Here is a 25,546-nt window from a genome sequence, read left to right on the forward strand (position 1 = left end):
GTTACCACCCAATCCATGCAACTTGATAACTAATATTCTTTTTTAATCCAATTTTTAACTTTGCTAAAAATACTTGTAAAACGATTCTCAGTTTCGGCTTCATCTTCGTCAGCAAATTCATTATTTTTATGACGTAATAAACCAACAGCTGTTGAGTAAGCTGGAGAGTTTACATCATCTGCTAAACCTTTAATATGCTCTGGCTTACCAATTCTGACTTGAATGTTACCAAATACTTCTTCAGCAACGTCAACTAAACCTTCAATTTGTGCAGCACCACCGGTAATAACAACACCAGCAGCAAGCTGTTGGTTTAATCCTTCGCGTGCAAATTTATCGTTCAGCTTGTAGATTTCGTTTTTTACTAACATCAATAATTCACTGTAACGTGGCTCAATGACATCAACTAAAATAGAACGCTGTAAACTACGTGCTGCTCGACCACCTACACTCGGTAGTTCAATTATTTCATCACTATTCACTAATGACCTATCTAAACAGCCGTATTTTACTTTTACTTCTTCTGCCGAAGTCGGCGGAGAACTAAAGGCAATGGCAATGTCATTAGTGACTGAATTACCAGCATAATCTAACACCATGCTATGTTGTAAAGCGCCAGCGATATAGATCGACAAATCCATTGTACCACTTCCCATATCGATCATGCATACGCCAAGCTCTTTTTCATCTTCACTCAAAATCGCTGCACTTGACGCTACGCCTGATGATGTTAGTTGGTCAATAACTAATCCACATCGTTCAACTGCTTTTTCTAAATTTTTAACTAGATCGTTATGACAGGTGATTAAATGTACATTTGCTTTTAATTTTACACCCGACAAACCGATTGGATTGTTAATTCGACCTTGAGCATCAATGGAATACTCTTGAGGAATAACATGTAATAAACGTTGCTCATCACGTATTTTCACTGAACGAGCATTATGTAAGACACTCTCTACATCATAAGAAGTGACTTCATGTGCTTCTATCGCCCAGGTTCCGGTTTCATTAATCGATTCGATATGCGAACCAGACACAGATAAGTTCACCGATGAAACACGACAGTCGGCCATATCTTCAGCTTGTTTTAATGCAGTTGTGATAGATTCAACCACTAAATCTAGATTAGTGACGGAGCCTTTATCTACACCTTTTGAAGGAGCAGAGCCCACACCAACAATATTAATTGCATCGTTTGCTAATAACTCACCAATCAAGACAACGACTTTATGGCTACCGATGTCTAAACCAACTGTGTAATTACTTTCCATTCGTTCATCACCACTTTCTCTCGTATAAGAGAATAATTAACTTTATTGTAATACTAATTATAGTAAATATATGATTAATTTCACTATTTTAAATTCTACTCACAATGAGACAGTCATTTTTAGGAAAAAATCAACCTATTTTACTAAGCCATTATGTTGAGTAATTCAACATCACTTAATTTCTATTTTTTCTGCTCTTTTTCAGCTTCTTTCCAACCGATTGCTAACCCAGTGTCGTAACGCAAGTCAACGTAATCGATGGTGTTAATATCATAATTTTCAGCAATCCTCGGGAAAGCCTTTAAAAATATCTGAATACGCTCAAGCTTCTGCTCTTTACCTAACTTTAAACTGATCCCATTTTTTAATACTAGCTGTGTCGCATTACGTTTATCACTAGACAAACCGGCAATACGATAATGACTAGGTTGCAAGAGTTGCTTTAATTGCAAATACGTAGTTAAAACCACTTCAGCTTGATCATCTTCGCCGGATAAAGCGATGTATTGATCATCTGTATCAGGGTGAACATCAATAATTTCGCCAAAGCGATTTAGCAATGATTTTTCATTCCAAGAAGCTGCAATAGCTTGCTCAACAATATGGATTTTTAAGGTATCCGGCCAATGTTTACGAATCGATGCTGAATAAACCCATGGTTTCTCTTCTAACTGTTTTTGTATTTCAGCAATCTTTAAGGTGAAGAAATTCAACTTATCATGCTGTTTTGCTAACACACTTCTTACCACATCTTCCGTCACATGATGACGCTCACCCGTCAAAATTAATGCAGTCAACGGTAAAGATTTTTCGTCTGTTAACCAATGCTTTAACTTAAAAAATCCATCTTGCAAGGTATAAATCAACAGTAAAAAAATAAAGAAGCTAATCCATTTACTGATGGTGATTTTTTTAGCTTCAGCCACATAAATTATAAGGTTTGCTCTAAAATACGTAATACAAGTTGATCAAAACTAATACCAGCCTGTTTTGAGGCTTTTGGCACTAAGCTAGTTTCCGTCATACCAGGTACAGTATTCACCTCTAACAAGTACCAGTTATGTTGTTCATCACGCATAAAATCAACACGTCCCCAACCGCTACAACCGACCGCCATAAAAGCTTCTTCCGCTAGCTGGTTTAATTCATTTAACTGCTGCTCATCTAGCCCACAAGGACACAAGTATTGGGTATCAGTAGACTGATACTTAGCTTGGTAATCATAAAAGGTATGAGACGTTTTCATGGTGATCGCAGGTAAAGCTTTACCATTGAGCATAGACACGGTGAATTCATCACCAGTGATCCAAGACTCTAATAATACTTTTGTATCGTATTTGAAGGCGTCTTCTAATGCAGCGATCAACTGTTCAGCCGTTTCTGCTTTAGCCATACCGATGCTTGACCCTTCATGTACAGGTTTCACTATCACAGTACCAGATAGACTGCTAAGTATATCTGCAGCCTGCGCTGCTTTAAAGTTTTCTTTGATAATAATTTGATACGGCGCAGTTGGTAACTGGCAACTTTGCCAAATTTGTTTAGTTTTGGCTTTATCCATACCAATCGCAGAGCTAGAAACATCACTACCAGTGTAAGGTATCTCTAATGTTTCAAGGAAACCTTGGATTGTGCCATCTTCGCCACCACGGCCATGCAACACGATAAAAGCACGGTCAAAACCTAAGGCTTTGATTTGTGATAAGTCATCATGTTTAGGATCAACAGCATGTGCATCGACACCTTGACGCAGTAATGCACTTAATACTGCATTACCTGAACTTAATGACACTTCACGCTCTGCGCTGTTACCACCAAATAAAACCGCTACTTTACCAAATTCTGTTGTCATTAATTTGCGCTCGCTTGTTGCATTTTTTCAATATCTAGCTTGAACTCTGCTAGCGTTTTAACTACTGCTCCGATATTACCAGCACCTTGAGTCAGCACTAAGTCTCCATCTTGTAAGACTTTTGCTAACGCACTAGGTAACGCAGCTGGTGAAGGGACAAAAATAGGCTCTTTACCACTTTGTTGACGAATAGTACGACACAAAGAGCGGCTATCTGCACCAGCAATAGGTGTTTCGCCAGCGGCATAAACATCTAGTAACAATAATTGATCTACCTGTGATAACACATGAGCAAAATCTTCATATAGATCGCGTGTACGTGTGTAACGGTGCGGCTGATAAGCCATCACTAAACGTTTTTCAGGCCAGCCTTCACGTGCTGCATTAATTGTCGCCTGTACTTCTGTTGGGTGATGACCGTAATCATCAGCTAACATCGCTTTACCACGACCTGTTTCGAATTCACCGTATTGTTCAAAACGACGACCAATACCTTCAAAGCTCTCTAAAGCAGCTAAAATTGCTGAATCATCAATATCATCTTCCATCGCCACTGCAATCGCAGCAGCTGCATTTAAGGCATTATGTTTACCCGGTAAATTAAGATGGATAGTTAAATCAGGGCGATTTGCTCTGTGCACGATAAATTCACTGCGATTAACCGTTTGCTTGAAACCAGAAATACGCACATCAGCTTGTTCGCTAAACCCATAAGTGACACATTGACGTGCAAAACGAGGGATCAGCTCCTCTACTACTTTATCGTCTAAGCAAACCACTGCCGTACCGTAAAACGGTAAGTTTTGAATAAATTGGACAAAGGTATCTTTTAATACTTCAAAGTCACCTTGATAAGTATCCATATGATCCGCTTCGATGTTAGTCACTACAGACACCATTGGCTGTAAGTGCAAGAAAGATGCATCACTTTCATCAGCTTCGGCAATTAAGTAACGGCTTTGTCCTAATTTAGCATTAGTACCCGCGCTATTTAACAAACCACCAATAACAAAGGTCGGATCTAAATCAGCTTCACGGTAAATACTCGCAATCAAACTGGTAGTCGTTGTTTTACCATGGGTACCGGCAACAGCCACACCATGACGGTAACGCATTAACTCAGCAAGCATCTCTGCACGACGCACCACTGGAATACGCGCTTGTTTAGCAGCTAACAATTCTGGGTTTTCAGGATTAATAGCGGTAGAAACAACAACCACAGAAGCGCCGTAAATATTTTCTTGTGCGTGGCCAATAAAGACCTCAACACCTAATGAACGCAGACGTTTAACCACAGTGTTTTCAGCGATATCAGAACCAGTGATTTTATAACCTTCATAGGCTAATACTTCGGCAATACCGCCCATACCCGCACCACCAATACCAACAAAATGAATCTGTTTTACACGACGCATTTCTGGGATCATGGTACGAATTTCTGCTAGTTCAATTTTTATCATCGGGATTCACTTCTACTTTATTTTGATACTAAAGACAGGCAAACATCAGTCACTTGCTGCGTTGCCTCTCTAATAGCTATATTTTTACAATTTTGACTCATTTCATTAAGTAACAGCCTATTTTGACTTAATGTCATCAAACATTCACTTAATTTATTCGCATCCAACTCTTTTTGCGCAATTAATATCGCGGCATCAGCACTTACTAAACTTTGTGCGTTTTTGGTTTGGTGATCATCCACAGCATGAGGTAGAGGAACAAAGATAGCAGGTAGCCCTACCACCGCAACTTCAGCTACGGTTAATGCACCTGCTCGACATATAATCAAGTCTGCCCATTGATAGGCAGAAGCCATGTCGCTAATAAACTCTTGTACTTGGTAATCAACCTGAGTTTGTTGGTAACTCTCAGTTACCGACTCTGAAAAACCTTTGCCAGTTTGATGTAAAACAGACACCTGCCGAGCATCGAAGTTCAGCAATGCATCGGGAACTGTTTCATTTAAAACTCGAGCGCCTAAACTTCCACCAATCACTAATACTTTTAAAGCTTGTTCTGGAGTCGAAAAAACTTTTTCAGGCAAGTCTAATAGCTCTTTTCTAATTGGATTCCCTACTAAAACAGCCTTTTCACCAGAAAATGCACCGCTAAAGCCCATTAACACTTTTTTAGAAAAATAGGAAAGAATGCGATTAGTTAAACCAGCTGTTGCGTTTTGTTCATGCAGCACAACCGGAATTCCCATTGTCCAAGCTGCAATACCACCGGGTCCACTGGCAAATCCCCCATACCTAACACTAAGTCTACGTTACGTTTTTTTAATACTTTACGTGCTTGGAAAATAGATTTTATTACTTGAAATGGCGCTGCTAATAGACGCTTAATTCCATTACCTCGCACACCTACTACATCAATAAAGTCGATTTCATAACCGTGCTCAGGAACCAGTCTAGCTTCCATTCTGGCAGCAGTGCCTAACCAGCTTACTTGCCACCCTTCCTCTTTTAACTTATTCGCCACAGCCAAACCAGGAAAAACATGCCCGCCAGTGCCGCCAGCCATCACTAATAGCGTTTTTGTTTTATTCATTATTTTCCACCACAGCTTCGTTTGCTTGTTTAGCAACACTTGGCTTTTTCTTATTTTTTTAGTAATACGCGCCTGTGCAGAGTGAATGCGCGTTTCAAAATCGATTCTTAATACCAGACCAACCGCTATCGCGATAGTGATCAAACTGGAGCCACCATAACTGATCAACGGCAATGTTAGCCCTTTAGTTGGTGCAATACCTGAAGCCGCGCCGATATTAACGGCTGTTTGAAAAGCAAACCAAATAGCAATACCGATAGCAACATACCCCGAAAATATCAGGTTCTTTTCCAGCGCCCTTTTACCAATAGAAAAGGCTTTATAAACCAATACAAACTCTAAAATAATAACGATGCTTACACCAATAAAACCTAATTCTTCGGCTAAGATAGCCATAATGAAATCGGTATGCGCTTCAGGTAAGTATTCCAATTTTTGTACTGAGTTACCTAAGCCTTCGCCAAACCAACCACCCCGACCAAAGGCCATTAATGATTGCGTTAACTGATAGCTTCGGCCAAATGGGTCTGACCATGGGTCTAAGAAACCAAAGACCCTTGCCATACGGTAAGGAGAGGTCACAATCAGCAAAATAATCACCGACAATAACGCAACAGCAATACCCACGAAGGAGATCATTCGTGCATTAGCGATAAAAAGCATGCCCATCATGATCACTACAATTACTACGGTTGAGCCTAAGTCAGGCTGTAACAGTAACAACATCGCCAGGATCGCTAATACCACTAATGGCTTGATAAAACCTTTGATGGTATCAATTACTTCCTTTTGACGACGCATTAGGTAGCTGGAAATAAACAGAACAACCGAGGTTTCCCGAATTCAGACGGCTGGATATTTAATGGCCCTAAACGTAACCAACGCAATGAACCATTAACTTCAGTACCAATCACCAGTACTGCTAATAACCCTAAACCAGATAGTAACAAAATAACCGGAGTATATTTATGCCAATGGTCAATGGGAATAGAGACCACTGCCGCTAAGATAAACAAACAGAGAATAATGTAGATCAGGTGCCGCTTTAAAAAACGGAATGGATCTGCAGATAATGCAATCCCTTCAGGCATAGAGGCCGATGCAACAATCACTAAGCCAATCCCCATCAAGGTAAAAACCAACACCAGAAATGAACGATCATAGGCACGTGGGTGAGTTTCTGACTCCACGGTTAAAGATTGATATAGATTACCTAATTTCGCTGCTATCGCACGGAACATCAGAGTGACGCCTCCGTCAATTGATTCACTAACTGAATAAAATGATTACCACGCGCCATGAAGTTTTTATACATATCTAAACTCGCACAGGCAGGTGTTAAAATAGCTAGGTCGCCAGTAGTCGCATGTTGCTCAATATGATTCACCGCTTGCATCAAATCAGCAACGATAATTGCCGATGGATGCTGTGCAGCAATCAGTGCCGCATCTTGACCAAAGCAGACAATTTGTCCCTTAATTTCCGTTAACACAGGAGCTAACTCGTTAAAATCAGCCCCTTTACCATCACCACCTAAAATAACATGTACTTTGCCGGTAATAGTTTCCGATAAACCTAACAAGGCTGCTTGCGTCGCGCCGATATTGGTGGCTTTAGAATCATTAATCCAACGCACACCTTGATGTTCAGCAACAAATTCACATCGATGACTTAAGCCTTTGTAAGTTTGTAATGCAGCCAGCATTGCCTTCATAGGAAGATCAACCTGTAGCCCTAAAGCAAGCGCAGCTAACGCATTCATCCAGTTATGTTTACCACTTAATTCTAATTGCACTGCAAGGCAATAATGGCTGTTGGTTTTGCGCTAAAAAGGTTCGCCCTGCTGCGCTATCAATCCGAACTCTGAATGGTCAAAACCAAAGCTAAGTTGTGGTTGTTGCAAAGTAAAAGTAAGTGGGTCATCGCGATTGATTAAGCACACTTTACTTTGTGTATATATTTTGTGTTTTGCATCGATATAAGCTTGATAGCTTGGATAGCGATCTAAATGATCTTCACTGATATTTAAAATAGTTGAAACATCAGCATTTAAAGATGAAGTGGTTTCTAATTGGAAACTTGAAAGTTCTAGTACATACAATTGTTTATCAGGGGATAATAGATCTAATGCAGGTACACCGATGTTGCCGCCAACGCCGACTTTAACGCCAGCATGGGCAGCCATTTCACCTAATAATGTGGTTACCGTACTTTTACCATTAGAGCCGGTAATAGTGACTAACTTTGCATCTTGATAAGCGGGCGTTGCTAGCTCGCGAGCAAATAACTCAATATCACCAACCACTTCTGCACCCGCTTCTATCGCTGTAGCAATCGCAGGGGTTGCAATAGCAATCCCTGGGCTAACCACTAATAGATCATAGCTTGATAAGCGTGTTGCAGATAAAGGACCAATCACTAACTCAGTATTAACATCTAAGCTATCTTTACCAGGAGGAGCAGAGCGAGTATCAAAAACAGTAACATTAATCCCTTTATTATTGAAAAAAGTCACACAAGATAAACCTGTCACACCTAAACCAATAATAGCAACTCGCTTACTTGTCATATTAACGTACCTTCAGAGTCACTAGTCCGACTAAGACTAATACAATTGTGATAATCCAAAAACGTACAATAACACGTGGTTCAGGCCAGCCTTTTTTCTCATAATGGTGATGGATGGGTGCCATTCTTGAAGATACGTTGCTTACGCATTTTATAAGAGCCTACTTGCAAAATAACGGATACGGTTTCCAATACAAAAATACCGCCCATGATCACCAATAAAAACTCTTGTCTTACCAGAACAGCAACCACACCCAGAATAGCGCCCAATGCTAATGAGCCTACATCGCCCATAAATACTTGTGCAGGATAGGTGTTAAACCATAGGAAACCTAACCCAGCTCCAACAATCGTTCCGCAAATAATCACTAACTCACTGGCTTGTGGGATATAAGGAATGAATAGATAGTGTGAATAGTTAATATGACTGGTTAAGTAAGCCACTAATGCAAATGCAGCAGCAACCATTACTGTTGGCATGATAGCCAAACCATCCAAACCATCTGTTAGATTAACGGCATTACTACTACCTACCACAGTGAAATACACTAAAGGAATAAACAATAGGCCCAAGTAAGGCATATATTCTTTAAAGAAAGGAACCACTAAAGTTAATTGCGCATCGCCCTGTGCAGTCAGGTATAACACGACACCTAACACTAACGCAGTAACCGATTGCCAGAGGTACTTCCAACGCGCAATCAAACCATCTGGGTGTTTACGTACAACCTTTAAGTAGTCATCCATAAAACCAATGGCACCAAATGAGATGGTCGTAAACATCACCACCCATACATAAAGATTATCTAGTCTTGCCCATAACAGTGTACTTAACACGATAGCAGCAAGAATTAATAAACCACCCATAGTCGGTGTGCCGGCTTTACTAAAATGAGATTCAGGGCCATCGTCACGTACAATCTGGCCTATTTGCTGGCTTTGTAAGTAACGAATTAATTTAGGCCCGGCCCACAATGAAAATGCCAATGCGGTTAACACAGCTAACACCATTCTCACGGATAAGTATGTTAAAACATTGAAAAAAGTATAATGACTCGAAAGTAACTCTGCTAACCAGACGACCATTTTTTAAAATCCTATTTTGTAAAGCAGCTTAATAGCTGATGATGAAGCTTACGCACTAAATTTCCCTTTAATGAAAGCCACGATCTCTTCCATCCTTGCACTGCGCGAGCCTTTAACAAGCACCACTACTTTCGATTTTTGACCACTTAAAAAAGCATCAAGTGCTAATTCAAGTTGTTGTTTGTCTGAGAAGTGTTCCGCCTCTGCGTTTTGAGAGGCCGCATTATACGCATTTGTTGCTAGTTGACTCAAATGTCCAACCGTAAATAATTTCTCAATGCCTTTTTGTTGAGCATACTCACCAATTGCAGCGTGCTCTTGTTCAGCATAATCACCCAATTCGCCCATATCACCACAAATTAACAGGCCTTGGCCTTGATATTGCGCTAATAGCTCAATACCTGCATTCACTGATGCAGAGTTGGCATTGTAAGTATCGTCAATCACAGTCAACTGTTCAGACAATACAGAACAATTAACACGGCCAGCCACTTGCTGTAAGGTTTCTAACCCTTTTTTAATGCTTAATAACGAGCAACCTAGGGCTAACGCCATACTACTTGCCGCCAATGCATTACTGACATTATGTAAGCCTGGAAGGTTCAACTGCACATCAATATTTTGCAGATTATTTACGTATTCTGGGCAGCTTGCTGAATTAATGTTCAATGTGAATTGCGCTTGCCCTAATGGGTTACTGCTAATGTCGGTAGCAAACACATCTGCGGCTCTGGTTTTTAGGCTCTTTTGAAAAGCAAATATAACGCTGTTTTTGTTCAGTTAATCGAGTAATGAACGTCTCTGCAAATTTAGCATCAAGATTCACAACCGCCGTCCCCGTTGCATTTAAGTTTGACCAAATCTCTGATTTTGCGGTGGCCACTCCTTCAAGAGAACCAAAGCCCTCTAAATGTGCTGGCATAATATTATTAACTAAAGCCACATCGGGTTTTGCCAACGCAGACGTATAAGCAATCTCACCAATATGGTTTGCACCTAATTCCACCACAGCAAATTGATGTTGCTGTGCTAATCTTAGTAGGGTTAAAGGTAAACCAATGTCATTATTAAAATTACCCGCCGTTGCTAATACGGCGTCTTGATTGTCACAATGTACAGTTAAGATGGCGCTTAGTAACTCTTTACAGGTTGTTTTACCATTACTGCCAGTAATAGCAGCGCATTTCAGGTTGCTGATTTGCTCTCTGACGTAACGCCCTAATAATCCTAATGCAATACGTGTATCTGCTACTTCAATTACGACATTATTGAATGAGATAGCAAGGTCACTCGCTTCCTCTACCAATAAAACAGCTGCGCCCTGTTCAACGGCACTGGCTAATAGTTGGTGGGCATCAAATGATGGACCTTTTAAGGCAATGAATAGATCGCCTTGTTGAAGAGTACGAGTATCTGTACTGACACTGTTAATAGAAACACAAGCGCACTTAGCGGCGCTATGATAACCTTTTCTTAAACGGCCCTGAGTTGCTTCACATAACTGTTCGACAGTAAGTTCAATCATTGGTGTTGTCCTGTATTGCTTGTTCTTTGACTAATGCTTGTAGTGTTTCTCGATCACTATAATGCACTTTTTTATCACCAAATATCTGATAATCTTCATGACCTTTGCCCGCTAATAACACTATATCGTGTTGTTGTGCATTAGCTAATAAGTATTGAATCGCTTGTTGTCGCTCATGTATCACTAGCGCTTTCTCTGGTTTTGTTAACCCTGCTTTAATATCTTCTACAATTAAAGTCGCCTCTTCACTGCGAGGATTATCATCAACAATCACTACTAAGTCAGCACCTTGTTCAGCAACGCTAGCCATTAGCGGACGTTTACCTTTATCGCGGTCTCCACCACAACCAAATACCGCAATAATACGACCTTGTTGTTTATGATGTTGTAATGCTTGTAAGGAATTATCTAATGCATCGGGTGTATGAGCATAATCAACTACAAAGGTGATCTGTTGTTTCGCAAAGAAATACTGCTCCATTCTGCCTGGGACAACGGTTAACTCTGCCATCACTTTTTGGATGTCGTTTAAGCGCACACCATCAGCTAATAATGCACAACTTACCGCTGCCATATTTAATACATTAAAGTCACCATAAAAAGGGCTAGTCATGATACCTGCCCCCCAACTTGAGGCAAACTCAAAGGCTAACCCTTGTGGGAGATAATCTACTTTAGTCACATTAAAGTAATGTTGCTTAGTGAAGCTTTGACCAATATTTAAACCATAGGCAATAGCGTCAGGGTATTTTGCTAACCAATCTCTTCCCACGGCATCATTGGCATTAATAATACGATGCTTTAAAGGAAATTTATCAAACAAGGTTTGTTTGGCTTCTGCATAGGCATGCATAGTGCCATGATAATCAAGGTGATCACGGGTTAAATTAGTGAAAATAGCGGTATTAAATGGCACTGCCGCAATACGCCCTTGCACTAAACCATGAGAAGAAACTTCCATGATCGTTTGCGTTGCACCTTGGGCTTGATAACTAGCTAACTCGCGGCACACTGAAATAGCATCTAATGTCGTATTTAAACTAGCTTGTAATTGGTTATATAAACCATTACCAATCGTGCCCATTTGCGCACTTTGTTGACCCAATAACATATAACTATTAGCTAAAAGACTGGCAATAGTCGTTTTACCGTTTGTACCAGTGACCGCAGTAACATGGTGTAAGTTTGACTGGGGAAAATAAAGCGCATAGCAATCGCGCTTAATTTCTGTTGCAGCTGAAAAATGTGAATAACCGGCGTATCACCCTGAACACTTAATTTACCGTCTTCATGCTCTATTAAGGTTTCAGATAAAACGGCTGCAGCACCAGAAGCAATCGCGTTATCAATAAATTGACGACCATCACTAACAGCACCTTGTACCGCAACAAACAGATCACCGCAAGTGACTGCTCTGCTGTCTAAGATCATGCCTGAAATTTTAACAGAAAGTGATGAAACTTGGTTTGGCAGTAAGTCTGCCAACAACCAAGAAAGTGGACAACTAGTATCGGGTTGAGCGCTGTCCGAGGCCATTATTTAGCCTCCAGGTAGGTGTAACTCTCATCTCCACCGTCAGGTAATACATGGGTTAACAGTAACGTACTTTTCATTACTTCAGAGAATACTGGTGCAGCTACATCACCTGCGTAATAACGGTCGCCTTGTGGCTCATTAATCATCACAGCAATCGAGAAACGTGGGCGAGTAGCTGGTGCTAAACCGGCAAAAACAGCAACGTAATCATCACCGTAACCACCTGCTTCCGCTTTACGTGATGTACCTGTTTTACCCGCAATACGGTAGCCATCAACTTTTGCTTTTGGTGCAGTACCGCCCTTTTCACTAACGCCTTCCATCATCTCTACTACTTCACGCGCAATATTTTCAGGAACAACTTGTTCACCAGGTTGTTTAGCACCTTTAATAATAGACAATGGATATTGCACACCACCGCTACCTAAAATACCGTAAGCTTTAGCTAATTGTAATGTGGTTGCCGTTATCCCATAACCAAAAGACATAGTCGCCAATTCAAAATCAGACCAACGGTGACGAATTGGTAAACGCCCCACGCTTTCACCAATTAAACCAATACCAGTATCATTACCTAAGCCAAAATCAGCAAAAGTTTGTTGCAACTCTTCAGGCTTTAAACGCAAAGCAAGTTTACTTACTCCAATGTTACTAGATTTTTTCAATATTTTGGCTAGGTGCATTTTACCGTAGTTATGGCTATCACGTACTCGACGACCACCTAAGTTCATCCAACCAGGAGACGTATCAATCACCTCATCAACATTGGTTTTATGATGGATTAACGCACTGGCTACAACTAGTGGTTTAACCGTTGAACCCGGTTCAAAGGTATCAGTAATAGCACGATTACGTAATTTATAGGCTTGGTATTGATTACGATCATTAGGGTTAAATGAAGGATAGTTGGCCATTGCAAAAATTTCACCGCTGTGAATATCGATCACCACAATCGATCCAGAGGTTGCATTATTCATTTTCACAGCACGTTTTAATTCACTGTAAGCCACGGCTTGAATACGTTGATCTATGGTTAGTTGTAAATTACCCGCTAATTTTTTCTCTTTTAAGACTTCAATATCATCGATCACATTACCTAAACGGTCTTTACGTACACGGCGCTTACCGGTTTGCCCTTCTAGATAATCATTGTAACTTTTTTCAATACCTTCAATGCCCTGTGCATCGAGATCCGTTAACCCTAAAATATTGGCATTAATTTCACCCGTTGGGTAAAAACGATGCGATTCAAGTTGGCTAGCAATACCTGATAACTTTAACTGTTTTACATATTGCACAACGGGATCATTAACTTGGCGTTTTAGATAAGCAAAGCGAGAACGAGGTTTTTGTAATACCTTTGCTAAGTCTTCCATCTTAATATCAAGGACTTCAGCTAGAGCCGGCCATTTTTTTGATTCATAAAAGAACTTTTTAGTATGACGCTCTAGGCCAGTTTTAGGGTTAACAACCACACTGTTTTCCCACTCATCTTTAGTGAAAGCAAAGTGTTTTTTAACTTCTTTAGGATCAACCCAAATGGCATAAGCAGGCACACTGATCGCTAACTCTTCACCATTACGATCTTCAATATTGCCACGGTGTGCAACAGAACTAGTGACACGTAAACTACGTTTATCAGCTTCATTCGTCAGGTATTCAGGCTCTAGGATTTGAATAAAAGCAAGGCGAGAGATCAAGGCAACGGCGATCAAGGATATAGTGACGGCTACAAAAAATATCGACCCGACGAATACGTTGGATAGACTTTTTTCTTGCGCGTTTGAGGGCCTGCTTTAGGCCTTGCTGTGCTGCGTTTTCTATTCATCGGATTTCCACTAATACACTATTTTTTTTAGTTGGCTGTGCCATTGATAATTGGTCACCAGCTACGGAACGGATCCGACTATGTTCATCAAGCGTATGCTCTTCGATCAATAAGTTTCGCCATTCAATCATTAAGTTGTCTTTCTGTTGTGACAAATATTCTTTTTTGTCACCAACTCGCGTGTTTCATGCGTAATATAAATGTTATATAACGCACTGATTAATATCATTATGCCTAGAATGACCAAGATGACGTTGTGACGTAAGTCAGCCAAAATAATCAGTAATAAGTTATCACGCGATGCCACCATCTTAGTTTGCCTCTGGCTGTCTAAGTTTTTAGCAACACGTAACACAGAACTGCGCGAGCGCGGGTTTGCTTGAATTTCAGCAGCACTGGGTTTTAATGCCTTGCCCACAGATTTGACGTTCTTACCGACTTGCATTTGTGCATCGGTTAAGGGCAAACCTGCTGGATACTCAGGGCCTTTTTCTTGTTTACGAATAAAGCGTTTTACAATGCGATCTTCCAAAGAATGGAAACTGATCACTGATAGTTGCCCACCAATTGCCAAAATATCTAAAGCACCATCCAGTACTTTATGAATCTCTTCTAGTTCACTGTTAATGTAGATGCGAATCCCTTGGAAGCTACGTGTCGCGGGGTGTTTCTTCTTTTTCACGCTGAGGGCATAAACGTTCAATTAACTGTGCTAACTGTAAAGTACGTGTAAAAGGCGTTTCTTCGCGATCAGCAACAATTGCACGCGCAATACGATAAGCAAACTTCTCTTCACCAAAGGTTTTTAGTGCCCAGCCGATATCATCAACATCTGCTTTTGCTAACCAATCTGCAGCACTGATCCCTGATGTAGGATCCATACGCATATCTAATGGGCCATCACGCATAAAACTAAATCCACGCTCTGCATCATCTAATTGTGGTGATGACACACCAAGATCTAATAACACACCATCAATCTTGCCAGCTAATCCCATCTCTTTAATATATTCAGCAATACCAGAAAAAGGCCCATGAACGATATCAAAACGGCTATCTTCTAACTTTAATGCTTCGGCAGTGGCAATCGCACGTGGATCACGATCGATCGCAATTAATCGACCGTTAGGGCCTAGTTTGGACAAAATATGACGAGAGTGGCCACCTCGACCAAAGGTGCCATCAACATAAATGCCATCAGGTTTAATCGCTAAACCATCCACAGCTTCATCTAATAATACGGTTATATGCTCACTCATTAGAACGAGAACTCCTTAAGAGAATCACTTAATTCCATGCCTAACGACATATCACTTTGTAGATCTTGCTGTACTTGTTGATGCCACACTTGCTCATCCCAAATTTCAAATTTATTCAATTGCCCTACTAACATTATCTTCTTATCTAATTTTGCGTGTTGACGTAGTGTCGGTGCGATTAAAGTACGTCCACTTTTATCTAGTTCACACTCACTGGCATGCCCTAATATCAAGCGTTGTATACGTCTTTCCTGTGGGTTGGTACTGGATAAACCGCGTAGTTTATTTTCTATCAATAACCATTCATGTAATGGATAAAGTAATAAACAATTTTGAGATTGAAAATCGATGGTGCACACAAGTTGACCCTGACAGTTATCCATCAGCCAATCACGATACCGAGTCGGGATCGCAATACGTCCTTTTGTATCAAGATTTATTGCATTTGCACCACGCAACATGATTATTCAATTCCATTTTAGATGGGTAAATGATCCACTTTTTCAGAAAAAGATCCACAAATCGACACTTTTCCCCACTTTTGACCACCCAGTCTAATAAACTCCAATATTATTGCAAGTGATGGATCTTTTAAAAAAGTGACACAGGTCACACTTTTCTCTGGAATGCATTTAATTTGTATGGTTTATCAGTTAATAAAAATGTGAAATTAACCTCAAAAGGCGACCAATTTATAAGTTGCGTGATATACTCCGCGGCTTATTACAATTTAATCAATAAAAACGGAAGGAAATTCCCTTGCAAGACGACCAATTAAAAGCATTTCTCATTGACCAACTTGAAGACATGAAAGCAAAAGATATCGTAACCATCGATGTGGCTGATATCTCTGATGTGACTGATACATTAATTATCTGTACGGGTACTTCAAAACGTCATGTACGTTCAATTGCAGAGCAAACTGCATTGGCAGCTAAAAACGCCGGCGAAGTGCCACTAGGCGTTGAAGGCCTTGAAGGCAGTGAGTGGGTACTGATTGATATGAGTAATGTTGTCGTGCATGTAATGCAAGACGAAACTCGTCAATTCTACCAATTAGAAAAGTTATGGACTGAAACGGCATAATGAAAATTCAGCTAATTGCAGTGGGCACCAAAATGCCCGACTGGGTTGAAAAAGGTTACCTTGAATACGCACGACGCTTCCCGAAAGAGATGCAACTTGAGCTAGTGGAAATTAACGCAGGTAAACGTGGTAAAAATGCAGACATTAAACGCATTTTAAAAAAGAGGGTGAACTAACCTTAGAAGCGATCCCAAAAGGTAACAAAATTGTCACGCTGGAAGTGACTGGGAAATCTTGGACCACAGAGCAATTAGCCAGTGAAATGACCAAATGGCAACACGATGGGCGTAACATTAGTTTGTTAATCGGTGGCCCTGAAGGATTAGCGCCTGAATGCATCAAATTATCTGAACAACGTTGGTCACTTTCTGCATTAACATTACCGCATCCCTTGGTTCGTATTATTGTTGCAGAAAGCTTGTACCGCGCATTTACCCTAACAATTAATCACCCTTACCACAGAGAGTAGATGGTGAAAAGAAAACGTAATAGCATCCGTAACCACAGTGCTGAATCTGCCCTCTTCATGCGCAGAACCATTGTGGTTTTCTTAGGGATCTTATTTGCCGTAGGCATTTTATTTACCAACCTGTATTACCTGCAAATAAACTCCTTTGATACTTATAAAACACGCTCCAATGCCAACCGAATCAGCGTACAGACCGTCCCACCAAACCGAGGTTTAATCTACGATCGAAATGGCGTTATTTTAGCTGAGAACCGTCCGGTATATAGTCTGCAAGTTATCGCGAATAAAGCCAATGACTTGAAAAATGATATTAAGCGTTTAACCAAACTCCTCTCCTTAACCGATGACGAAATCGAGAAATTTAATAAAAATAACCGCTACTCTCGCTCCTTCAAAGCAATCACCATACGTGACCAACTGACCCCCGAAGAAGTGGCACTATTTACGGTTAACCAACATCTTTTCAAAGGCTTTTCGATCCAAGCGAGTTTAAAACGTTACTATCCGTTTGGTAACGCCTTTACTCATGTATTGGGTTACATTGCTAAAATCAATAACCGCGATTTAGAAAAAATTGAAGCAAAGGGTGAACGAGCACGATACCAAGGTACTCACTACATTGGTAAGCTAGGTATTGAGAAATATTACGAAGATATATTGCATGGTCAACCAGGACAACGCCAAGTAGAGGTAGATAGCTGGGGTAAGGTTATCCGTACTTTGAGCTTTACCGCCCCCACACCTGGTAAAGATATAAAGCTTAATATTGATATTAATTTACAGCTAAAAGCCCAAGAGTTACTTGGTGATAACCGCGGTAGCATTATTTTAATGGATGCAAGAAATGGATCAATCTTAAGCCTTGTTTCTGCACCAAGCTACGATCCTAACTTATTTGTAACTGGAATCAGTCAAAAACAATATCAAGCTTTATTAGAATCTCGAGATCGTCCATTGATCAACCGAGCAACACAGGGTCGTTACCCGCCAGCTTCAACGATCAAACCACAAATGGCACTATTAGCCTTAGATGAAAAAGTGATCACCGAAGAAACTCAAGTTTACGATCCAGGTTGGTGGATAGTACCTAACTCAAAACGCCGCTTCCGTGACTGGAAACGTTGGGGTCATGGTTTAGTTGATGTATTTCATGCTATCGAGCAAAGTTGTGATACTTTCTTCTACGATACTTCTTATAAACTAGGTATTGATCGTATTGAGCCCTTTATGCGTTTATTTGGTTTTGGTGAATACAGTGGATTAGATCTCGCAGAAGAGACTAAAGCGATCATGCCATCTCGTGATTGGAAACGCTCTCGTTTTAATCAACCTTGGTATGATGGTGACACTATCTCGATTGGTATTGGTCAAGGTTACTGGACAGTAACGCCTATTCAGTTAACTAAAGCAACTGCTATGTTAGCGCGTCGTGGTGATAATATTAAACCGCATATTTTGCAGTCTATTATTTCAGCTGATGAAACAGTGACACCTAAATACGATACCAGTAAGAAAGTAACATTGGCTAGTGAACGCTACTGGGAGATAGCATTAGAAGCGATGCAAGGTGTAACCAGTAAACGTCGTGGTACCGCTTACCGTAGTTTTGGCGATGCAGATTATACAGTGGCTGGTAAATCGGGTACTGCACAGGTCATTAACATTAAAGAAGATGAAGTTTATGATGCAGATAAAATCAGTGAACGTCATCGTGATAACGCCATGTTTATTGCCTTTGCCCCTTTTGAGTCACCTGAAATTGTAGCAACCGTAGTATTAGAGAATGCCGGTGGCGGTAGTACCAACGCGGCCCCTATTGCCCGTGCACTATTTGATGAATACTTTAAAGAGAAGAACAAGTGTCACCTATACCAACCACCTCTTCAGCGGATCAGTAAATATGGTTAGTACTCAAGCTCAAAAAGCATTTTTTACCGTTTGCATATCGACCCTTATTTACTATTGGGTCTGTTTGCCTTAATGAGCATCAGCTTAACTGTATTATATTCTGTGGGTGGCTTGGATATGCTATATCGTCAGGTTACTCGCTTAGCGATAGCCCTTGCGGCGATGATTTTTATCGCACAAATACCGCCTGAATGGTACCAACGCTGGACACCCGCAATCTTCCTGGTCAGTGTGCTACTATTAATTGCAGTATTAGTCATTGGTCATACCGGTAAAGGTGCACAACGTTGGTTAGACTTAGGCTTTACTAAGTTCCAACCCTCAGAAGTAATGAAGCTGATCATGCCGTTAATGGTCGCCTATTATATTAGTCAGTTCACCATGCCAACACGCTTTAGACAAGCCTTTATTGCATTACTTATAGTGGTTATCCCAACCTTATTAATCGCTAAACAACCTGACTTAGGCACCTCTATTCTAGTAGCCTCTTCAGGGATATTTGTGTTGTTTTTATCGGGTGTTTCTTGGATATATATCGGCCTAGCCGTAGCAGCGGTATTAGCTTTTATTCCTATTTTATGGTTTTTCTTGATGCTCGATTATCAACGAGGGCGAGTATTAACGCTATTAAATCCAGAGGCTGATCCTCTAGGTGCGGGTTACCATATTATCCAATCGAAAATAGCCATCGGCTCCGGTGGACTGTGGGGTAAAGGTTGGATGCATGGCACACAATCACAACTGGAATTTTTGCCTGAACGCCATACCGATTTTATTTTTTCAGTTTTTTCAGAAGAATTTGGATTTGTTGGTGTCCTACTCCTGTTAAGCATTTATATCTTCCTGATAACACGTGGTTTGATCATTGCAAATCAAGCACAGGATGCTTTCACTAAACTGATCGCAGGAAGTATCACACTGACCTTCTTTGTTTATGTTTTTGTAAATATAGGCATGGTAAGTGGTTTATTACCTGTTGTAGGTGTCCCATTGCCGATAGTGAGCTTTGGTGGTACCTCGATTGTAACTTTACTTGCAGGATTTGGTATTTTAATGTCAATCCATACGCATAAACGATTTAATATTAAGCGGTAGTTATATGATAAAACACCTGATCACCTTATGTTTTGTTGCCCTATTTTTAGCAGCATGTAGTAGCAATGAAACAGCAAAAACGGACAATACTAACAACCAAGATACTGCTAATGGTCGTTACCAATATAGCCAAGATCATGCTCCTGCAGAGATCCCACCGCTAGACAATGTTGAAGATGCAGTGCCACGTTATGAACCCTATTCGCGTGGTGGTAATAAAGATTACACGGTACGTGGTGTTGATTATGAAGTATGGCGTGATATTACCAAATTGACACAACGTGGTGGTGCCTCTTGGTACGGTAATAAGTTTCATGGTCACCTAACCTCTAACGGCGAACGCTACAATATGTTCTCCATGAGTGCGGCACATAAAAACTTACCATTGCCCAGTTATGTGCAAGTCACTAACTTAGAAAATAATAAACAGATCATCGTCCGTGTGAATGACCGTGGTCCTTTCCATGAAGGTCGTATCATCGACCTTTCTTATGCTGCGGCTGATAAACTAGATATTATTAAAGCGGGCACAGGACAGGTTGAGATTAAACTACTGCACTTCCCTGAAGAAACTGACACTTCCACACTTTATGAAGAACAAAGTGAAGCAGTGGATGGCAATTATAGTATTCAATACTTGGTGACCTCAAGCCCCGAAAAAGCAGAGCAACTCACTCAAAAAGCCACTCACAAATATCATGTGATGACCTACTTTGAGCAAAAAGGTGACCTGTATTACCTAAGAGTTGGCCCATTAAGCAGTCAACGTAAAGCGGATAGACTACTTTCAGAGATTCGAGCAGACTATGAAAAAGCCTACATCATTCATACTAAATAGCTAAATAACTGATTAAGTAATTAAATAGCGAACAAAAAGCCCAATGTTATCACTAACATTGGGCTTTTTAATTTTCGAGAGTTAATTATATCAATCACGTTAGATATTAATTATACCAATTGTATTAAATAACTGATCTAAATTTTGCGCCGGAAAAATGGCTTAGTTTGAGGCGTAAGTTGATGTAAATGGTTGTTCCCTATACGAAACTTACAACGAAAAAATAAGTTGTTTTAACAAGTAAAATAGATCAGTTACTTACTATGATTGGTATTACTTATTCGCCAGCTATTTTCATCTTCTTAATTAAGATAGAGCCTGTTTTTAAACTACTTCTTGGATCGATATCAGAGCCAATTGCGCTGATGTCCATAAACATCTCTTTCAGATTACCTGCGATGGTTATCTCATGGACAGGGTAACTGATCACACCATTCTCTACCCAGAAACCAGCAGCACCACGTGAGTAATCACCGGTCACCATGTTTACCCCCTGCCCCATTAATTCAGTCACAAATAAACCTGTGCCCATCTCTTTTAGGATACCCGCTAAATCTAAGCCATTATTTTTAACAAACCAGTTGTGGATACCGCCAGCATGACCCGTACTTGGTAAGCCCATTTTGCGTGAAGCGTAACCGGTTAATAGATAAGTTTCTAAGAAACCATTATTGATAATATCACGCTTTACCGTCCGGCCACCTTCGTTATCAAAAGGCGAGCTGGCAATGCCTTTAACAATATGCGGGTCTTCTGTGATTGACATCCAATCAGGGAACACTTGCGTATTAATAGAGTCTAATAGGAAAGATGATTTCTTATATAAACTTGCACCACTGATTGCACTTACTAAATGCCCAAATAAACCACTGGCCATTTCCGGGCAAAAAACCACTGGGCTTTCTTGTGTTTTAATCTTACGTGCACCTAAACGGTCAATGGTTCTTGATACCGCTTGATCTGCAACCCATTGCGCTGAATAAAGATCATCCATATCACGTGCGCTGGTATAGCTGTAATCACGTTGCATCTCATCATTTTCTTGGGCAATCAATACACAGCTTAAACTATGGCGACTACTCGCATAACTCTCTAAAAAGCCATTACTGTTTCCGTAAACCTGCAAACTAGTGTGGCTATTCATGCCTGCGCCATCTGAATTTACAATACGTTTATCTGTATTTAACGCTATATCTTCACACTGTTTAGCTAATGCTAATAATTCATCGGTGTTTTTATCGCTTGGATGGTACAGGTCCAAATCCAGTGGGTTGGTTTCTAAGTATTGCTTATCTAATAACCCTGCATAAGGGTCTTGGCTAGTGTATTTAGCAATATCCACAGCCGCTTTAACACTCGCAGCAATCGCTTCTTCACTTAAATCAGCCGTTGATGCACTGCCTTTACGATGATCGATATACACACTGATACCCATTGCACCATCATGATTAAACTCAATATTTTCCACTTCACCTAAACGTGTATTAACTGAAATACCTGCACTTTTTCCTAAAGCGACTTCAGCTTGGCTCACCCCTAAGTCATTGGCAATATTAAGCGCCGTGTTCACGGCCTTTTCAAGTAACTGTTTCTGTTCAATCATGTTCAAGCACCACAAGGTAAATAAATTTAAGATAAGAAATAATAACATGGATTAAGGTAAGCATCTTGTGATGATGTTATGATGCGCATAATTATTTAATCCCTAACGTGATAGACCAAAAGCTATGAATAAAAAAGTTGAAGAAATACTCGAAGAAGAAGAGATCAGTAAGTCGCAAATCAAACGTGAAGCAGAAGCTTTAAAGGATATTGGTCGTCAACTTGTGGCATTAAATGCTAAGCAACTTGCACAAATCCCTGCAAGCGATACCTTAATGGAAGGGATCAAAGTAGCTCATAAAATTGCTAATAAACATGAAGCATTACGTAGACAGTTACAGTATATCGGTAAAGTATTACGTACTGAAGATATGGAAAAAATCACCGCTAAGTTAGATATCTTAAACGATAACAATCGTAAGCGTACTCATGCAATTGCTCACCTTGAGTTGTTAACAGAGCAGATGATTGAACTAGGTGATCCAAAAATCAATGATGCATTAGAGATGTACCCACAACTTGAGCGTCAAAAGCTACGTCAATTGGTACGCCAAGCGAATAAAGAGAAGAAGCTAGAGAAACCAGCTAAAACAGCTAAAGAGTTATTTATCTACTTAAAAACTCACTGTTTATAAATGTAGCAATCGCACTAATCATTGCTATAAAACTAAAAAGCCAGAATAATCATTATTCTGGCTTTTTTATAGCTGTTATTTAAAGGCATTATTCAAAGGAAAGATTTACCCAAATTAATTAGTACCACCGACCGTTAATTGATCAATTTTTAGAGAAGGTTGTCCCACACCAACAGGTACGCTTTGTCCCTCTTTACCACAGACACCAACACCTGGGTCTAAACACATATTATTGGCTACCATGGAAATTTGTTGCATCGCATCAAAACCATTACCGATTAATGTCGCTCCTTTGATTGGTGCAGTAATTTTACCATCTTCAATCAAGTAAGCTTCAGAGGCAGAGAACACAAATTTACCCGAGGTAATATCCACTTGACCACCACCGAAGTTAGGCGCGTAGATGCCTTTTTTAACGCTTTCAATTAACTCTTCATGTTGGTATTCACCATTTAACATAAAGGTATTGGTCATACGTGGCATAGGTAAATGCGCATAAGATTCACGACGCCCGTTACCGGTTGGGTCAACCCCCATTAAACGCGCGTTTAATTTATCTTGCATGTAACCTTTTAAAATACCATTTTCAATCAACACATTGCGTTGACCTTTAGTTCCTTCATCATCAATGTTAACTGAGCCACGACGGTCAGCAATACTACCATCATCGATAACAGTACAATGTTTAGACGCAACCTGTTGACCAATTTTACCAGAAAATGCTGAAGAGCCTTTACGGTTAAAGTCACCTTCTAAACCATGACCTACTGCTTCATGTAATAATACACCTGGCCAACCAGCGCCAACGATAACCGGCATTGCGCCAGCGAGTGCAGCAACAGCTTCAATATTAATCAGTGCTTGACGCACCGCTTGACGAGCATAACCAAAGGCTTTTAATTCACCCTCTTGTGTATCAGTGAAGTAATCTAGATCAAAACGACCACCACCGCCTGCACTACCACGTTCGCGTTTCCCGTTCTTTTCAATTAACACAGAACAGCTAAAACGAATTAATGGGCGCACATCCGATGCTAAAGTCCCATCGTTTGCTGCCACTAATATCTCTTCGTAAACCGCATTTAATGACACAGTCACTTCAGTTACCGCAGGATCTAAAGCACGGGCAAAACTATCAACCTGTTTTAACAGCTCGATTTTTTTATCACGGCTCATACTTTGTAATGGATCAGCAGCACCGTAATACAGTGGTTGTGCCGTAGGCATAATCAACTTAACGGTTTTTTCTTGGCCTGAGTTAGCAATGCTTTTTGCTGCGTTAGCCGCTTCAGCAATGGCATTTTTAGAAATCTGGTCAGAGTAAGCAAAACCTGTTTTCTCTCCAGAAACAGCGCGGATACCAACACCTTTCTCGATGTTATAACTGCCCTCTTTGACAATACCATCTTCTAATAACCAAGATTCATGTCTGCTAGCTTGAAAATAAAAATCTGCGTAATCAATTTGCGCTCCAGATATTTGGCTAAGCTGTGATTCTGAGATCACTAATTTGCATCTCTGCAGGGGCTAAAAAATTGTCTACGACTTGTTCAAAAGACATTAAAGATCCTTATTTATAAATACTAGTAAATCGATTGTGTTGCTGCACTGGCATTTTCTTTCTAATCTGAATAACATCATGCAATGAAAAATCAGCCTGTACTACGCCATTACCCGTTGTTAATTGCGTTACAACTGCACCCCATGCATCCACTATCATGGAATGCCCATAGGTGTGACGTGTTTTATGTTCCGGCTGATGAACAAAATGCACACCACCTTGGTTAGCAGCTAACATATAACATTGTGTTTCAATGGCTCGCGCTTGTAATAGTGCTTGCCAGTGTGCTTCCCCCGTTACTTGGGTAAAAGCAGCAGGTAGGATAATAATCTCCGCACCCTGTTCTCTGAGCTGCTGAAATAATCCCGGAAAACGTAAATCATAACATATTGCTAAACCAACTTTAGCAAAACCACAGTCTACTACTTTCACTTGTTGCCCAGGAATGAAGGTATCAGACTCTCTATAAGCGCCCTGTGCATCTTCTACATCCGCATCAAACAGATGAATTTTATGGTAATGGTCCAGTAACTGACCTTGTGCAGAATAGACTAAGCAAGTGGTATAGACTTTATCGCTTTGCTCACTTTTAATGGGAAAACTACCGCAAATCAAAGTACAGGAATAGGCTCTGGCTAACTCAGCTAAACGTCGCTGTACAACACCATCCCCTAACGCTTCCGATTTTAACAAATAGGCTTGACGATCGCCAAAACATAGCGCATTTTCAGGTAATAAAACAAGATGCTCACTATCCGAGTCGAAGCTTAATGTATCAAGTTGTTCCTTTACTTGCTCAAAATTATGTTCGATACAATCACTGCTAATAATTTGAATCGCAGTTAACGTGCAAGTTTTATGATTATCACTCATC

Annotated in this window: 20 protein-coding genes and 5 pseudogenes; 6 read left to right on the forward strand and 19 right to left on the reverse strand. The window is 40.4% G+C overall.

Translation table 11 applies throughout. From position 1 onward, the window contains the following. Positions 1-29 precede the first annotated feature (29 nt). The 16 genes and pseudogenes from ftsA to mraZ all read right to left on the reverse strand — a co-directional run bounded on the left by ftsA (position 30) and on the right by mraZ (position 15,939). Positions 30-1,274: a cell division protein FtsA gene (gene ftsA / locus ACLKL2_RS05710; protein WP_113819538.1), complete on the reverse strand. Its 1,245-nt coding sequence runs from the start codon at positions 1,272-1,274 to the stop codon at positions 30-32. 182 nt (positions 1,275-1,456) lie between these two features. Further along, complete coding sequence (locus ACLKL2_RS05715; RefSeq protein WP_413693693.1) at positions 1,457-2,200, reverse strand: cell division protein FtsQ/DivIB; 744 nt, start codon at positions 2,198-2,200, stop codon at positions 1,457-1,459. Between the two features lie 5 nt (positions 2,201-2,205). Further along, on the reverse strand, positions 2,206-3,126 hold the full coding sequence (locus ACLKL2_RS05720) for a D-alanine--D-alanine ligase (RefSeq protein ID WP_413693694.1): 921 nt from the start codon (positions 3,124-3,126) through the stop codon (positions 2,206-2,208). Beyond that, positions 3,126-4,586: a UDP-N-acetylmuramate--L-alanine ligase gene (murC, locus tag ACLKL2_RS05725; RefSeq protein WP_113819535.1), complete on the reverse strand. Its 1,461-nt coding sequence runs from the start codon at positions 4,584-4,586 to the stop codon at positions 3,126-3,128. The genes ACLKL2_RS05720 and murC overlap by 1 nt, the downstream gene beginning before the upstream one ends. A gap of 97 nt (positions 4,587-4,683) precedes the next feature. Next, positions 4,684-6,917 (reverse strand): annotated as a pseudogene (gene ftsW / locus ACLKL2_RS05730) (putative lipid II flippase FtsW). Then, positions 6,917-7,471: a glutamate ligase domain-containing protein gene (locus ACLKL2_RS05735; RefSeq protein WP_413693695.1), complete on the reverse strand. Its 555-nt coding sequence runs from the start codon at positions 7,469-7,471 to the stop codon at positions 6,917-6,919. The pseudogene ftsW and the gene ACLKL2_RS05735 overlap by 1 nt, the downstream one beginning before the upstream one ends. A gap of 30 nt (positions 7,472-7,501) precedes the next feature. After that, positions 7,502-8,245 carry a UDP-N-acetylmuramoyl-L-alanine--D-glutamate ligase gene (murD, locus tag ACLKL2_RS05740; protein WP_413693696.1) on the reverse strand — a complete coding sequence of 248 codons (744 nt, stop codon included), beginning with the start codon at positions 8,243-8,245 and terminating at the stop codon, positions 7,502-7,504. A gap of 1 nt (position 8,246) precedes the next feature. Then, positions 8,247-9,330, reverse strand: a pseudogene (gene mraY, locus ACLKL2_RS05745) (phospho-N-acetylmuramoyl-pentapeptide-transferase). A gap of 48 nt (positions 9,331-9,378) precedes the next feature. Continuing rightward, positions 9,379-10,050 (reverse strand): glutamate ligase domain-containing protein, encoded by a 672-nt coding sequence (locus ACLKL2_RS05750; RefSeq protein ID WP_413693697.1) that lies wholly within the window; start codon positions 10,048-10,050, stop codon positions 9,379-9,381. Then, positions 10,031-10,855, reverse strand: a complete 825-nt coding sequence (locus ACLKL2_RS05755; protein WP_413693698.1) for a UDP-N-acetylmuramoyl-tripeptide--D-alanyl-D-alanine ligase — start codon at positions 10,853-10,855, stop codon at positions 10,031-10,033. Before ACLKL2_RS05755 ends, ACLKL2_RS05750 begins: the two co-directional genes overlap by 20 nt. Then, complete coding sequence (locus tag ACLKL2_RS05760) at positions 10,848-12,080, reverse strand: UDP-N-acetylmuramoyl-L-alanyl-D-glutamate--2,6-diaminopimelate ligase (RefSeq protein ID WP_413694260.1); 1,233 nt, start codon at positions 12,078-12,080, stop codon at positions 10,848-10,850. Before ACLKL2_RS05760 ends, ACLKL2_RS05755 begins: the two co-directional genes overlap by 8 nt. Then, entirely contained in the window at positions 11,978-12,391 is a 414-nt protein-coding gene (locus ACLKL2_RS05765) for a Mur ligase domain-containing protein (protein ID WP_413693699.1), read from the reverse strand. The genes ACLKL2_RS05760 and ACLKL2_RS05765 overlap by 103 nt, the downstream gene beginning before the upstream one ends. Continuing rightward, complete coding sequence (locus ACLKL2_RS05770; protein ID WP_413693700.1) at positions 12,391-14,106, reverse strand: peptidoglycan D,D-transpeptidase FtsI family protein; 1,716 nt, start codon at positions 14,104-14,106, stop codon at positions 12,391-12,393. Before ACLKL2_RS05770 ends, ACLKL2_RS05765 begins: the two co-directional genes overlap by 1 nt. A gap of 109 nt (positions 14,107-14,215) precedes the next feature. Then, positions 14,216-14,529: pseudogene (ftsL, locus tag ACLKL2_RS05775) on the reverse strand (cell division protein FtsL). A 21-nt stretch (positions 14,530-14,550) separates the two neighbouring features. After that, positions 14,551-15,478: pseudogene (gene rsmH / locus ACLKL2_RS05780) on the reverse strand (16S rRNA (cytosine(1402)-N(4))-methyltransferase RsmH); the annotation flags it as partial. Then, positions 15,478-15,939 carry a division/cell wall cluster transcriptional repressor MraZ gene (mraZ, locus tag ACLKL2_RS05785; RefSeq protein ID WP_113819525.1) on the reverse strand — a complete coding sequence of 154 codons (462 nt, stop codon included), beginning with the start codon at positions 15,937-15,939 and terminating at the stop codon, positions 15,478-15,480. The gene mraZ and the pseudogene rsmH, both read right to left, overlap by 1 nt. 298 nt (positions 15,940-16,237) lie before the next feature. Here mraZ and rsfS point away from each other — a divergent pair, with 298 nt between their 5' ends. The 5 genes and pseudogenes from rsfS to ACLKL2_RS05810 all read left to right on the forward strand — a co-directional run bounded on the left by rsfS (position 16,238) and on the right by ACLKL2_RS05810 (position 20,874). Continuing rightward, positions 16,238-16,564: a ribosome silencing factor gene (gene rsfS, locus ACLKL2_RS05790; protein WP_113819524.1), complete on the forward strand. Its 327-nt coding sequence runs from the start codon at positions 16,238-16,240 to the stop codon at positions 16,562-16,564. Beyond that, positions 16,564-17,033: pseudogene (rlmH, locus tag ACLKL2_RS05795) on the forward strand (23S rRNA (pseudouridine(1915)-N(3))-methyltransferase RlmH). Before rsfS ends, rlmH begins: the two are co-directional and overlap by 1 nt. Before the next feature lie 3 nt (positions 17,034-17,036). After that, a complete protein-coding gene (gene mrdA, locus ACLKL2_RS05800) occupies positions 17,037-18,941 on the forward strand; it encodes a penicillin-binding protein 2 (RefSeq protein WP_413694261.1) in 1,905 nt (634 codons plus the stop codon). Positions 18,942-18,959: 18 nt separating this feature from the next. Continuing rightward, positions 18,960-20,036: a rod shape-determining protein RodA gene (rodA, locus tag ACLKL2_RS05805; RefSeq protein ID WP_413694262.1), complete on the forward strand. Its 1,077-nt coding sequence runs from the start codon at positions 18,960-18,962 to the stop codon at positions 20,034-20,036. A gap of 4 nt (positions 20,037-20,040) precedes the next feature. Then, positions 20,041-20,874 carry a septal ring lytic transglycosylase RlpA family protein gene (locus tag ACLKL2_RS05810; RefSeq protein WP_113819521.1) on the forward strand — a complete coding sequence of 278 codons (834 nt, stop codon included), beginning with the start codon at positions 20,041-20,043 and terminating at the stop codon, positions 20,872-20,874. A 277-nt stretch (positions 20,875-21,151) separates the two neighbouring features. Here the strand turns inward: ACLKL2_RS05810 and pmbA are convergent, their stop codons facing one another. Next, a complete protein-coding gene (pmbA, locus tag ACLKL2_RS05815; RefSeq protein ID WP_413693701.1) occupies positions 21,152-22,477 on the reverse strand; it encodes a metalloprotease PmbA in 1,326 nt (441 codons plus the stop codon). Positions 22,478-22,601: 124 nt separating this feature from the next. On the opposite strand from pmbA, the gene yjgA reads away from it, so the two are divergent. Continuing rightward, complete coding sequence (gene yjgA / locus ACLKL2_RS05820) at positions 22,602-23,111, forward strand: ribosome biogenesis factor YjgA (RefSeq protein WP_113819593.1); 510 nt, start codon at positions 22,602-22,604, stop codon at positions 23,109-23,111. Positions 23,112-23,225: 114 nt separating this feature from the next. Here the strand turns inward: yjgA and tldD are convergent, their stop codons facing one another. Further along, a complete protein-coding gene (gene tldD / locus ACLKL2_RS05825) occupies positions 23,226-24,617 on the reverse strand; it encodes a metalloprotease TldD (protein WP_413693702.1) in 1,392 nt (463 codons plus the stop codon). A 64-nt stretch (positions 24,618-24,681) separates the two neighbouring features. After that, a complete protein-coding gene (locus tag ACLKL2_RS05830) occupies positions 24,682-25,545 on the reverse strand; it encodes a carbon-nitrogen hydrolase family protein (RefSeq protein WP_413693703.1) in 864 nt (287 codons plus the stop codon). Position 25,546: the final 1 nt, after the last annotated feature.

This window comes from Psychromonas sp. KJ10-2 (assembly GCF_047323255.1).
Classification (GTDB): Bacteria; Pseudomonadota; Gammaproteobacteria; order Enterobacterales; family Psychromonadaceae; genus Psychromonas.